Source organism: Flavihumibacter solisilvae (assembly GCF_000814475.1).
Classification (GTDB): domain Bacteria; phylum Bacteroidota; class Bacteroidia; order Chitinophagales; family Chitinophagaceae; genus Flavihumibacter; species Flavihumibacter solisilvae.
Genome location: NZ_JSVC01000019.1, coordinates 233,588 through 246,165, shown reverse-complemented (window position 1 = coordinate 246,165; position 12,578 = coordinate 233,588). Strand labels below are relative to the sequence as shown.

Annotated in this window: 11 protein-coding genes and 1 riboswitch; of the genes, 9 read left to right on the top strand and 2 right to left on the bottom strand. The window is 44.8% G+C overall.

What is annotated here, in order from left to right; genetic code table 11:
* Window positions 1-18 precede the first annotated feature (18 nt).
* The 5 genes from OI18_RS23915 to OI18_RS17485 all read left to right on the top strand — a co-directional run bounded on the left by OI18_RS23915 (window position 19) and on the right by OI18_RS17485 (window position 3,203).
* Complete coding sequence (locus OI18_RS23915; protein WP_052273338.1) at window positions 19-417, top strand: VOC family protein; 399 nt, start codon at window positions 19-21, stop codon at window positions 415-417.
* Window positions 418-455: 38 nt separating this feature from the next.
* Complete coding sequence (locus tag OI18_RS17500; RefSeq protein WP_039142124.1) at window positions 456-1,391, top strand: alpha/beta fold hydrolase; 936 nt, start codon at window positions 456-458, stop codon at window positions 1,389-1,391.
* Window positions 1,392-1,420: 29 nt separating this feature from the next.
* Complete coding sequence (locus tag OI18_RS23910; protein ID WP_052273337.1) at window positions 1,421-2,056, top strand: FISUMP domain-containing protein; 636 nt, start codon at window positions 1,421-1,423, stop codon at window positions 2,054-2,056.
* A gap of 11 nt (window positions 2,057-2,067) precedes the next feature.
* Window positions 2,068-2,571 (top strand): SRPBCC family protein, encoded by a 504-nt coding sequence (locus OI18_RS17490; RefSeq protein ID WP_039142285.1) that lies wholly within the window; start codon window positions 2,068-2,070, stop codon window positions 2,569-2,571.
* Window positions 2,572-2,651: 80 nt separating this feature from the next.
* Complete coding sequence (locus tag OI18_RS17485; RefSeq protein WP_039142122.1) at window positions 2,652-3,203, top strand: hypothetical protein; 552 nt, start codon at window positions 2,652-2,654, stop codon at window positions 3,201-3,203.
* Window positions 3,204-3,206: 3 nt separating this feature from the next.
* On the opposite strand, the gene OI18_RS24305 is transcribed toward OI18_RS17485, so the two are convergent.
* Together OI18_RS24305 and metE are read right to left on the bottom strand one after the other, a co-directional pair.
* Window positions 3,207-3,563, bottom strand: coding sequence for a cysteine-rich CWC family protein (locus OI18_RS24305; protein ID WP_072039037.1), 357 nt, complete (start codon window positions 3,561-3,563; stop codon window positions 3,207-3,209).
* A 46-nt stretch (window positions 3,564-3,609) separates the two neighbouring features.
* Complete coding sequence (gene metE, locus OI18_RS17480; RefSeq protein WP_039142121.1) at window positions 3,610-5,916, bottom strand: 5-methyltetrahydropteroyltriglutamate--homocysteine S-methyltransferase; 2,307 nt, start codon at window positions 5,914-5,916, stop codon at window positions 3,610-3,612.
* A 132-nt stretch (window positions 5,917-6,048) separates the two neighbouring features.
* Window positions 6,049-6,195: riboswitch (cobalamin riboswitch) on the bottom strand.
* A 125-nt stretch (window positions 6,196-6,320) separates the two neighbouring features.
* Here metE and OI18_RS17470 point away from each other — a divergent pair.
* The 4 genes from OI18_RS17470 to OI18_RS17455 all read left to right on the top strand — a co-directional run bounded on the left by OI18_RS17470 (window position 6,321) and on the right by OI18_RS17455 (window position 12,577).
* The gene (locus tag OI18_RS17470) at window positions 6,321-6,728 is read left to right on the top strand and encodes a ribosomal maturation YjgA family protein (protein WP_052273335.1); all 408 of its coding nucleotides are present in this window, start codon (window positions 6,321-6,323) and stop codon (window positions 6,726-6,728) included.
* A complete protein-coding gene (locus OI18_RS17465) occupies window positions 6,712-7,167 on the top strand; it encodes a DUF1569 domain-containing protein (RefSeq protein WP_039142282.1) in 456 nt (151 codons plus the stop codon). Before OI18_RS17470 ends, OI18_RS17465 begins: the two co-directional genes overlap by 17 nt.
* 194 nt (window positions 7,168-7,361) lie before the next feature.
* Window positions 7,362-10,658 carry a tetratricopeptide repeat protein gene (locus OI18_RS17460; protein WP_039142118.1) on the top strand — a complete coding sequence of 1,099 codons (3,297 nt, stop codon included), beginning with the start codon at window positions 7,362-7,364 and terminating at the stop codon, window positions 10,656-10,658.
* Complete coding sequence (locus OI18_RS17455) at window positions 10,655-12,577, top strand: DUF3857 domain-containing protein (protein WP_039142116.1); 1,923 nt, start codon at window positions 10,655-10,657, stop codon at window positions 12,575-12,577. Before OI18_RS17460 ends, OI18_RS17455 begins: the two co-directional genes overlap by 4 nt.
* Window position 12,578 lies beyond the last annotated feature (1 nt).

The following is a 12,578-nucleotide window of genomic DNA, read 5'->3' as shown; positions in this document are numbered from 1 at the left end:
TTTTGTTAATTTAGGTAAATGACTCAACCTGAAATTGGCGGTATTGCACCATTCTTCATAGTAAGGGATGTTCCGAAAGCTCTGGCATTTTACCGCGATAGGCTCGGTTTTGAAATTACATTCCAGGGTCCTGAAGAAGATGATATTTTCTTTGGGATTGTCCAGCGTGGCGCAGCTATGATCATGATGAAGGATATAGGTGTTGACCCTATCCCAAATTACACCCGCGATATCAAAAAGGGTTTTGCCCCCTGGGATGCCTACCTTTATGTTCCGGATCCCGATGCACTGGCGGCGGAATTTTCATCGCGCAATGTAGAATTTTTTAAACCCCTTATGGACAATGATGATAACCTGCGTGGCTTTGAAGTCCAGGATATCGATGGCTATGTGTTGTATTTTGGCCGCCCCAATTAGTCCCTCACTTTGAAAGCAGTTTAATAAAACTGTTTACAATGAAAAAGAACTTTTTCGCTATCGGTTTTGTGGTAATTGTTTATTTGTGCTCCTGCAGTAACAGCGAAACTGCGCAATCGCAAAACCTAGCCAGGAAAGAGCCGGAGGTTAAGAGCATTTTTATTAATGGCGACAGTCTCCACTATGTTGATATTGGTAAAGGTGAGCCGGTGGTTTTTGTACATGGAGCGGTTGGGGATTACCGGACTTTCGGGGCACAAATGGATGCGTTTGCAAAACGCCACCGGGTAATAGCGTATAGCCGCCGCTTCGCGTTTCCTAATCAACAAACAATTACTGATTCAACCAGGTTATCCGTTGTTTCAAATGCATCGGATCTTACTGAATTTATTAAGGCTTTGAAACTTAAGCCGGTAACCCTGTATGGACACTCTTATGGTGCTGATATCGCACTGGTAACCACTATCGGGCATCCGGAACTTGTGAGGCGCCTGGTACTGGGCGAGCCGTTTGTGCCATCCATGATGCAGCAGGTTCCCGGCGGTGATACCATACTCAATAACTTTTTTACAACGGCTTTCGGGCCGGTTATGGAGGCGTTTAAGAACAACGACAATGAAGGGGGAGTGGAAGCGCTTATAAATGGCGTGATGGGAGACAGTACCTATTTCGACAGGATGCCGCAAAAAGATCGTGAGATCATGTTGGCCAATTATCCTGAAGCAAAGGGCATTCTGAGTGGTAAAGATAATTTTCCATCGGTCGTCTGCGAGGATCTTAAAAAGATCAAGGCACCGGTATTGTTGGTAAGAGGCGAAAAATCACCTGCGATTTTTGCCATTATGATTGAAGGGATGAAGCGTTGCCTGAGCAATAGGGAAGTGGCCACACTTGCAAACACCACCCATGGACTGGAATATGAAAGTCCCGCTGAGTTCAATAACGCTGTACTTTCATTCATAAGTAAACATTAAATGGAAGGTGTTTGAGTAATACTTATTTTATGTTGACAAGAATCATCTTTTCCTTCGTACTAACGATCTCCTGCAGCCTGAATAACCTGGCTATGTCCCAGACAAAAAATGCTGACAGGTTGAAGGACACAGTTTTGGCAGATAGTGATAAGAATAGGTATGCAGTGAAGGTGATGAAAGATGGTAACTTGTGGATGACAGACAACCTGAAATTGAATACCGCGGGTTCCTATTGCTTTGGCGACTCAGTTGAAAATTGCAAGAAGTATGGTCGTTTATACACCTTTGAAGCAGCACAGAATGTATGCAGCAGGTTAGGGGAAGGGTGGCGCTTGCCTGCAAATGTTGACTGGCAGAAACTTACCTGGGCTTATGCAGGCGAGGCTATTGACACGGTTGCCGTTCGCAAAATGGCATTTCAATCTTTGAAGGAAAATGGTAGTGCTCATTTCAATGCCGTGTTGGGTGGTGGTCGTGATCTTGAGGGGAAATACGCACGCCTCGAAGCCCATGGGTTTTATTGGTCTTCAACATCGACTGACGACAGCAATGCCTGGTTCGCCAATTTCGCTAAAGGTTCGCAGGCCCTGTACGTTCAAAAGGATGGTGAAAAGGGAGATGCGTTTGCAGTCCGTTGTGTGAAAAACATGGGACAGTCAAAATGAATGTTAATACGATGCCCGACATACGTCATGAAGTCTTGATTGCGGCTACTGCCGAATCGGTTTTTGATGCAATTGCAAGGCAGGAGGGCCTGGCGGCTTGGTGGACGCCCCATACAATAGCAAAACCGGAACCTGGCAGTGTATCACGGTTTACTTTCGGATCCGGGTATTTCAAGGAAATGGAAGTCATTGAGCTGAAATCTGGGGAGCTGGTAAAGTGGCTATGCGTGGCGGGTGCCAGCGAATGGATTGGCACTACTATTTCCTTCAAACTTCAAGCCGGCAGTAGAGAATCTTTGTTGAACTCCAATCCGGAAGCACAAGACCAGATTCAGCAGGCAATTGAAACTGGAAACGTGACGCTGCTTTCGTTACAGCACGAAGGCTGGAAAGAGTATACACCAATGTTTGCTGAATGCAATTATACCTGGGCCCAGTTCCTGAGAAGCCTGAAATTATTCTGCGAAACTGGTAAAGGCCGGCCATGGCCGAATCAACACAATCTGCATTATTAAACGTCCCTCGAATTAGCAGGCCAATGCAGATTATTTTGTTTTAGAAAAACTGGAAACGCTATAGATTTGTCATTTAGCTTATGGAAAATCATATTTCAAAAGAAACGATATCCGATCTGGTTAAGTTAGGACTGTACCAGGTAGTTGGTGGCCTGGTAGGGATCCTTATTATGTTTTGGAACCTGAAAGTTGATTTGATATTTGGATTGTCTGGATTAGCATATTTATTGGTTTTTCTTTTTTACGGATATTCTATTTATTGCGGATCGCTTTGTCTAAAGGCTGACAGCAAAGCTTTGGAACGATCACTATGGAATCAGATATTCCAGCTATTTAATTTTGCCATATTTGGTTTTTCATTTCAGTATGTTTCAGGTGCAAGTCTGAATGTGGGCCTTGACTTGACTAATTCGGTTAAACTAAGCTTTAGTGCAGGTACATCACAGTTTGAATTTTTCCTGAGTGAAAGCGATGGCCGGTTGTTCCTCAACCTTAATTTGATAGCTTTTGCTTTGATTAAATGGATAGACAGGCTTATGAAGCAAGTAAAGGAAGAGAAGTTGATCAGGGAAATGGCCTCATTTAACGGTTCTTATGACACCGCTGAACTTTCGCAAAACGAAACCCCTTGATTTTTATAATAGATGCGTATTGCCATACGCACAATGTCGGCAGTTCTTCCCGCAACAGCTACCGCGTTGAATATGATAAAGTTCAGTATATACACGTCCACCGTTTTCGACATAGAAATGCAGGCCGGGAATCAGTAATTCTGCCTGGTCAACGAATGGATGCAGGCGGCTGTATTCGACCAACTGGTTGATCTCCGACAGGCATCGGCTGCACAGGCAACCATGACTCGTACGCTGCAGAAACTCCGTTGTCTGTCGGGTGATGGAGACTTGGTTGCACTGGCAATGTGCTATGTCACCAGCCCGGCATTCGAATGCTCCTTCACAACGTGAGCAGCATTTCTGTTCGTGTTTGGTCATTGCATAAAATTAAAGCAGGCCAGGGAATTCCTGGCCTGCAGTGATATTAAACTGGTATCAACTCCCTAAGCTCCCTTGCCGCCTGTACCATTTCCTTCAACGCAAATTCTGTTTCTTTCCACCCCCTGGTCTTGAGACCACAGTCTGGATTGATCCATAGCTGTTCGGCCGGGATCACAGCCCTCGCCTTTTCAATCAGTTCGATCATTTCAGTGCGTGAAGGGATCCGTGGCGAATGGATATCGTACACGCCCGGACCAATATCATTCGGGTAGTTGAAATCTGCAAACGCCTGCAACAGTTCCATCTGCGATCGGGAGGTTTCAATCGTAATCACATCTGCATCCATCGCCGCGATGCTTTCAATAATATCATTGAATTCCGAATAGCACATATGTGTATGGATCTGTGTATCGTCCTGAACGCCGCTGGCGGCTACCCGGAAAGCGCTCACCGCCCATTCGAGGTATTGCGGCCAGTTTTCCTTTCGTAATGGTAAGCCTTCACGGATCGCGGGTTCATCAATCTGGATGATCCTGATACCTGCCTTTTCCAGGTCGAGAACCTCATCGCGGATCGCAAGGGCGATCTGTGCGCAGGTCTGGCTTCTCGGCTGGTCGTTGCGGACAAAACTCCATTGAAGGATGGTAACAGGCCCGGTCAGCATTCCCTTCATCCATTTGCTGGTAAGGCTTTGCGCATAGCTGCTCCAGCCTACCGTCATGGGCTCGGGCCGGAATACATCTCCATAAATGATCGGCGGCTTTACGCAGCGACTGCCATAACTCTGCACCCAACCGTTTTCCGTGAACACGAAACCAGCGAGCTGTTCACCGAAGTATTCTACCATGTCGTTTCTTTCAAATTCGCCGTGCACCAGGACATCGAGTCCAATGTCTTCCTGCCACGACACCGCTTTTTTAGTTACTTCCTTCAGTAATTCATTGTATTGCTCATCGCTTAATTCTTTCTTTTTCCACTTTGCCCGCCAGCTGCGGATTTCGGTAGTTTGCGGGAAAGAACCGATCGTTGTGGTAGGGTAGGCGGGCAATTGCAGGTTTGCCTGCTGAAGTCCTTTCCGGATTTTAAATGAACTATTTCGTTGGGTATCCTTTTCTGTTAGTGCGTTTACCCGCGTCTGTACATCTGCGTTATGTATCAGTGTGGAAGTCTTTCTTTTCTCTATGCATTGTGTGTTCTCCAGAAGCTTTTCTTCCGCGACCGCGAAAGATTCAACTCCTGCCAGCTGTTTCAATGTAACAACTTCATCGAGCTTCTGCCTGGCAAATGCCAGCCATTGTTTGATTTCCGGGTTCATTGACGTTTCATTGTCAAGGTCACATGGACAATGCAACAGTGAACAGGAAGGCGCAATCCAGATCCTGTCTGTCCCCAGCTTTTCCATTGCAGTGTTGATCAACTGGAGCGATTGCTGGTAGTCGTTCTTCCAGATATTCCTTCCGTCCACCACGCCAAGTGATAAATGGGTTTTGGAGCGAACCAGTTCCGATTCCAGGATGTCACCCAGCTGCGATGGACAACGAACAAGATCGAGGTGGATGGTGTGAACAGGCAATTGCAGCACCATCTGCAGGTTGCCACCGTAACACTCGAAATAGTTTGCGAGGATGATCTGCAATTGCGGAAACTTCGATTTGATCGCCTGGTAGGTTGAGGTGAAAGCCTTTTGTTCTTGGGGTGACAGGTCCAGTGACAAGCAGGGTTCATCGAACTGGATGTAATATGCTTTATGATCATCCAGTTGCTTCAGAACTTCGAAGTAAACGGGCAGCAGGTTGTCGAGGAGCGAAAGCCGGTTGAACCCCTGTTCTTTTTCCTTGCCGAGCAACAGAAAGGAAACAGGTCCAAGCAGTACTGGTTTAACCTGGAACTTGTGCTGCTTTGCTTCCAGGAATTCCCTGACCACCTTGTTGTGGAAGCAGGTGAACTGCTGGTTCTTCCTGAACTCGGGTACGAGGTAATGATAATTGGTGTCAAACCATTTGGTCATTTCCATTGCCGTGATGTCGTGACCGTTTTGCTGGTAACCGCGCGCCATGGCGAAAAGAAGGTCGAGTTTCGCCACATTCGATTCAACCAAAGGATGGAAACGTTCAGGAATAGCACCTGTCATGAGGCAGGTGTCGAGCACCTGGTCGTAGTAAGAGAAGTCGTTGCAGGGGATCCAGTCGATGCCGGCGTCCTGCTGCAATTGCCAGTTCTGCAGGCGGATGGACTGTGCGGTTTGTTCCAGTTGGTGGGCAGCGATCTTTCCTGCCCAGTAGCCTTCACAGGCTTTTTTCAGCTCACGGTGGTTACCCATGCGCGGGTAGCCGAGGTTGTGTGTAAGCATACGCAAAAACTTTTAGGTTAAACATTAAATGAATAATGCCTTTACGTTGATGAGTATGCTTCCGGAATTTAAGTTAAGAGAGGGCACACCAAGGCTGGTGGTGCTCCTGACTGCTGCTTTAAACTGCGAAAGCATTCGTCCGTTAGACAGGCAAGTATCTGACTTCTTCCTTCCGGGCCATGGCCGGTCAGAAATTACAGTTGCGCAACAGTCCGTGATTTGCACACGGTTCCTTTTTAAACACCATCAGTGATGGTGCACCTGCTAACGATCAAAAAAGTAAAGAACGACAGGGCAAATATACATGCAGGGTTTCTACGGGGCGACATATTTCAATAAAAAATATTGAACCGCGCATAACCGCAATATTGCATGAATGAATGCTTTGTTTTATTTTTTCGTTCATGTTAAGCTTCAGCCGTAGATATTTTCTATTAGCCTTTATTCTCTTTATTATTGAAGTACTCATTGCACTGTTCGTTCGCGATAGGTTCTTCAGACCTTATTTTGGGGATTACCTTGTTGTTATTCTTATTTATTGTTCTCTAAGGGCAATCATTAAAGCCAATCCGATAAAACTGGCAATAGGCGTATTGCTTTTTGCATATACAGTTGAGCTGTTGCAATACTTTCGGATCCTGGATCGACTTGGCCTGTCTGGTAACGAGTTAGCCAGGACAGTCATTGGTCACGGCTTTGAATGGTGGGATCTATTAGCTTATACGCTCGGCATAATAACGGTTTTGACCTTTGAGCGATATATTGCTCAAGAAACAACTCTGAATAATAATAATGATGAAAAGCATTTTTAACCAACAGGACACTGACGAATTGATCAGCAGGATCAATAGTCTCAGTCCTGCAAGCAAAGCACAGTGGGGTAAGATGAATGTCGGGCAGATGATTGCGCACTGCAATGTTCCTTATGCCTACACTTTCGAACCGGAAAAATTCAGCAAGCCGAATTTCCTCAAGAAATTCCTGCTGCAGAAAATAGTTAAGAAGTATGTGCTGCGTCCTGAACCTTACAAAAGGAACAGCAGAACTGCCCCTGAGTTTATCATAACCGACGAAAGGAATTTCGAGGCGGAAAAGGAAAGGTTGATCCGCAATATTCAGAAAACCCGGCAGCTGGGTGAACAACATTTTGAAGGACTGGAAAACATTTCTTTTGGCAGGATGTCAGCAAGCGAATGGAATACCATGTTCTACAAACACCTGAACCATCATTTGTTGCAATTCGGGGTGTGAAAAACCTCCCAACTACAGGGGATAATAATCATATAAAATAACACTGTTATATATTGGCGGTATCACAGCCTGGATTTGCATAAACTTCGAATTCTTAATCTGTCTTGCTTGTTATTTTCAAAATTATTATGTCTTTTTACGCGATTTTTCAAATTCACCAAAACCTGAACCTAAACTAAACCTCTGCTCTCCCTATGAAGAAGTTGCTTCTGGCGCTTTCCGTAGCCCTCGTCTGCCTGTCGAATTTGTCCGCCCAGGAAAAAAATCCCCTCATCAACTCAGGCAAAATCATAGAAGACGGCATTAAACTGCACGATGAAGGCAAATACAAGGAAGCCATTGACCTGTATAGCAAAGTAAACCGCAGCGATACAAACTACGTTTACGCGCTGTATGAGCTTGCGCTGAGTTATTCGGCAGACAGCCAGTACCAGAAAGGTTTGCAGGTTGTTGAACGGGCCATGGCTGAAAAAACTGACCGGGAAAGACTGCCTGAACTGCTGACACAGTACGGAAACCTGGTGGATAATCTCGGTGACCCGCAACGGGCCCTGCATATTTATGATTCAGCCCTGCGGATCTATCCCGCCTATAACATGTTGTACCTGAACAAGGGCACCACGCTTATGCGATTGGAGAAGTTTAAGGAGGCGGAAACAGCATTCCAGCAATGCCTGTTGATTGATCCGTATACAGCCAGTGCACATTATAAGCTTGGTATTGTTTCTATACAGCAGGGTCTGCTGGTGCCTTCCATGCTTTCTTTTATGAGCTATCTTATTATTTCGCCAGAAGGACAATACAGCAATACCTCTATTACTATCCTGAACTCCATTGCCAAAAACACGGACGAAATAAATGGTTACGTTAGCAACCGAACTGTAGAACAGGCTGAAGAGTACAGCTTACCGGAGCAGATCTTACAATCAAAGATTGCACTTGATAAAAAATACAAGCCGATCATTAAACTGGATGATGCTATTTCCCGCCAGATCCAGGTAGTGCTTGAAAAATTGGATTTTGCGGAAGGAAGCAGTGATTTCTGGATGCAATTCTACATGCCTCTTTATAGTAAGTTATTCAGGTCGGGTAAATTTGAACACCTCGTTAACTATATGTTTTCCGGCGTTAACCTGCCGGAAATCAAAAGCTACAATAAGAAGAACAAAAAAGAAATTGATGCCCTTATAGAAGAAATTGTAGCGTACTTAAACAAAATCCGCAGCACTCGTGAGCTCATCTTTGCGAAGCGTGATGCCAGCGAGATCTATTATCATTATTCAGGAGGGAAGTTCACTGGAAAGGGAAAAACTACCAATAACAACGAAACGTTTGTCGGTGACTGGATCTTCTACTACCCGGGCGGCAACATAAAATCCAAAGGTCGCTTCGATTCAAAGGGGGAGCTGGATGGTCCCTGGGAATATTATTTCGCCAATGGTGACCTCAAAGTTCAGGTTTCGTATACAAATGGAAAGCAGAATGGTAACGAAGTATACTATTATCAAAACGGGCAGGTGTCTTCAAGAGCTGGCTATCAGAATGATAACCTGGAAGCAGAAGGCACCCGTTATTTCTATTCTGGCAGGACACACGTTATTGCCAACTATGGCGACGGCAAATTACAGGGTGAACGGAAGCGGTTTTTCAGTAACGGCGGCCTTATGTCAGTTGAGAGTTATGCAAACGACCGGTCAAACGGCAACTTCAAAACTTATTATAAAAGCGGCAGAAAGGAATCGGAAGGTACATACGTTGATGGCGAGTTGAGCGGTTTCTACAAAGCATGGCATGAGAACGGAACACTTGCAACAGATGGTCAGTATACCAAGGATAAGCCTACAGGCACCTGGAAAAGGTTTCATGACAATGGCAAACTCAATACATCCCAGTCTTATGTAGACGGAACAGCGGAAGGTCTGTATGAGGAATATTATGACAACGGCCAGCTCTTTTCGAAGTACAGCTATAAAAAAGGAAGTCCGGATGGTGAAGTGAAATATTTTGATGAAGACGGAAAGATGTTCTCTGTTTTCTTTTTTGAAAATGGCAAACTCAAGACTGCCAGGTATTATGATAAATCCGGGAAACTTATCAGCACCTCAGAAGCTAAAGGTAACAAGCTCAGTCTTACAAAATTTTATCCGCAGGGTATGCAACGTACTCAGGTTGAATATAACGGTATGGGCAACGCCGAAGGCATCCAAACGGATTATTTCCATTCAGGTAAAGTGAGCCAGACCAGCGAATACCACGAAGGATCACTCAATGGCACCAGTACCGGCTATTATGCTAACGGGAAAGTCAGCTCCATTGTGAATTACAAGGATGACAAAAAACATGGCTACTGTAAGAACTATTTTGAGCACGGAGGAATCCAGAGCGAAGGCTGGTACCAGGACAATGTCGCGGAAGGTCCATGGCTGTACTATGATGAGTTAGGAAATATTAGTGCAGTCAGCTATTTCTTTAATGATGAACTGGACGGGCATAAAGATGAATTTTATGTTAATGGGCAAATGGAGTATGATACAAAATACACGTCTGGCGTGATGGAAGAAATGACGCAGTATGATACGACCGGTAAGGTGATCCATCGGGTTGAAATGAAAAAGGGTAGTGGCAAATTCAGTGGTGTGCACCTGAACGGAAAGACCGCTTTTGAAGGAAATTATGTGCAGGGACAGTTTGAAGGTCTTTACCGCTTCTACTTTTTTGACGGGTCACCCTATGTAATACAATATTATAAAAAGGGTGAACTTGACAGCACCTACAAAAATTACTACTATGGTGGCCAGCCTGGTGTTGAAGGGCAATACCAGATGGGCAAAAAGTCTGGGCTATGGAAATATTATAACCGCCAGGGAAAACTGACTTATTCCGAAGAGTACATCGACGGTCAGCTTCATGGTTTCGCAACGTATTATTTTGATAATGGAAAGACCGACCTGGAAGTCCCTTACGAAAAAGGTCTGCGTCATGGATTTGCCAGGAAATTTGATCCTTCAGGCAATCTTGCTTATCAGCTCCGCTATAAAGATGACCTGCAGGTTGGTTATTCTTACCTGGATAAAACCGGCAACCTTGTGCCTGAAGTTCCCATTCTTGCCGGTAATGGGAAACTTAAGAGCTTTTACCAGAATGGTAGCCAGGCGGTTGAAAATGAATTCAGGGACGGAAAAATTCATGGCCTCAATAAGATCCTGTTCGCGAACGGAAAGACCTGGTACGAAAGAGTGGATGCTTATGGGATTACTGATGGTCCGATCAGGGAATACTACGAAAATGGCCAGTTGAAATCGGATCATTCATTTGTAAATGACGTTCGCCACGGGCCATATAAGGAATACACCGAAAAAGGATTATTGAGGGAGGAGGGTACATTCTATAATGGCAACTATCATGGACAGGTAAAGATCTATGACCTGAATGGGAAACTGAAAGAAACACACAATTACTATCACGGGAAACTATTGTCAGTTAAAAAATGAGTCAGTTAACAACTTACAGGCATTTTCTTGTTATTGTGGCATGCTTCATGCCGAATTTCCTACAGGCTCAATCTGTTCAGGAATTAGCGTTAAAATTTCCCGGCGAAGAAGCTGTAGTATTGGATCATTCTATTGCTTACCAACTATCAGTTAAGGACGGGCAGCCATATGTTGAAAGCACTGAGTCACAAAAGATCCTTTACCTTTCTGCAAATGCCGGTGCATACATGAGCAAGTACAGTTTTTACCAGAGTGGATTTCATGAGTTGAAAGGATATGAAGCATTCACCAAAACTGCAGATGGTAAAAAGTTTAAAGTGACAGATTTCAAAACTGCCAACAGTCTTTCCTCTGGTGTTTTTTATGACGATGTGAAGGAAACAAGTTTTGATTTTCCCGGAATTGCTTACGGATCTGTGGGCAATCTGAACCTGAGCAGGATCCATAAGGATCCGCACTTGTTGTCACCTCATTACTTTACACGGTTTATACCCCTGGTTAGCGGTGAGTTGACGATCAGCTTTCCTAAGGGGATGTCTGTAAAGTATATTATTAAGGGCAACGACCGTGACAAGGTTAAGTTTCAGCACGATAGCCGGCGTAATGAAACCGTGTACACTTTCCGGGTTAATGATTTAAAAGGTGAACGACCTTACGCGGATGCGCCGGACAATTCCTACTACGCCCTCCATGTGGTGTTTTATATTGAAAAGTATCAGGATGAAAAAGGTCAAACCATTAGCTACCTTGCCAACACGGACGACCTGTACAAGCTTAACCAGGGCTTTATAAAAGGCATCAATAAGGAGGTCAGCCCGGAGTTACGATCCATAGTTGATTCCCTGACAAAAAATGTAGTATCTCTTGAAGAGCGCGCAAAGCGGATCTATAAGTGGGTCCAGGACAATATCAAATATGTTGCTTTCGAAGACGGGATGGAAGGGTTTGTGCCGAGAGATGCTAACTTGGTATGTGCCAGGCGGTTTGGCGACTGTAAGGATATGAGCAGCATTCTGACGGTTATGCTTAACGCCGCGAAAGTCCCCGCCTACTTCACGTGGATCGGAACCCGAGACCTGCCATATCATTATACCGAAACGCCGCTGCCGATAGTAGACAATCATATGATCTGTACTGTCAGGCTGAACGACCGGTTCCTTTTCCTGGATGGTACAGATTCCCACTGTGCTTTTGGCGTGCCTTCCGCCTTTACCCAGGGAAAGGAAGCAATGGTGGCGATAAATGAGAATGAATACAAGATCCTTGCAGTTCCGGTTATCGAAAAAGAGAAAAACCTTATTGAAGATTCTACTTTTGTGGAACTTACTGAAACAGGGATCAAAGGAAATATTAAACTGAAGCTGAGCGGTTACTACTCCATGGACATGCACAGGCAGCTCGTTTCATATAGCGGAAAAGACCTGGAGAAATATTTTAAAAGCCGGTTCTATCGGGGTTCCAACAGGTTCAACCTGACGAATTTTGAGATCGGCGATCGGTCGGATTTTAATAATATTACGCTTACAGCACAGTTTGATCTGCAGGGTTATGCCAGGAAGATTGACGACGAATGGTTTCTGAACCTGAACCTGTTCAAGCATTATGAGCACGAGGAGATCGACTTTCCTAAGCGGCAAATGCCTGTTGCATATACATTTCTGAATAAGAGAAAGTATATAACTGTATTGAGAATTCCTGAGGGCTATAAAGTGAGTGCCATGCCTGGCGGGAAATCTTTCAGGAATGATATGTGGGGATTTGAGATCAGGTACGAACAAAAGAATAACCAGATTATACTCACGCAGGAGTTTGATAACAACCACCTCCTGATAACACCGGACAAATTCCAGCAGTGGAACAGAGTGCTTGAGAATCTTTTCCCAGCCTATAAAGAAACCATTTCCCTTTCAAAAAAGTAAC

Coding starts and splice junctions, on each gene's coding strand:
- OI18_RS23915 (WP_052273338.1), top strand. CDS start 19: ATGACTCAACCTGAAATTGGCGGTATTGCACCATTCTTCATAGTAAGG.
- OI18_RS17500 (WP_039142124.1), top strand. CDS start 456: ATGAAAAAGAACTTTTTCGCTATCGGTTTTGTGGTAATTGTTTATTTG.
- OI18_RS23910 (WP_052273337.1), top strand. CDS start 1,421: ATGTTGACAAGAATCATCTTTTCCTTCGTACTAACGATCTCCTGCAGC.
- OI18_RS17490 (WP_039142285.1), top strand. CDS start 2,068: ATGCCCGACATACGTCATGAAGTCTTGATTGCGGCTACTGCCGAATCG.
- OI18_RS17485 (WP_039142122.1), top strand. CDS start 2,652: ATGGAAAATCATATTTCAAAAGAAACGATATCCGATCTGGTTAAGTTA.
- OI18_RS24305 (WP_072039037.1), bottom strand. CDS start 3,563: ATGACCAAACACGAACAGAAATGCTGCTCACGTTGTGAAGGAGCATTC.
- metE (WP_039142121.1), bottom strand. CDS start 5,916: ATGCTTACACACAACCTCGGCTACCCGCGCATGGGTAACCACCGTGAG.
- OI18_RS17470 (WP_052273335.1), top strand. CDS start 6,321: ATGTTAAGCTTCAGCCGTAGATATTTTCTATTAGCCTTTATTCTCTTT.
- OI18_RS17465 (WP_039142282.1), top strand. CDS start 6,712: ATGAAAAGCATTTTTAACCAACAGGACACTGACGAATTGATCAGCAGG.
- OI18_RS17460 (WP_039142118.1), top strand. CDS start 7,362: ATGAAGAAGTTGCTTCTGGCGCTTTCCGTAGCCCTCGTCTGCCTGTCG.
- OI18_RS17455 (WP_039142116.1), top strand. CDS start 10,655: ATGAGTCAGTTAACAACTTACAGGCATTTTCTTGTTATTGTGGCATGC.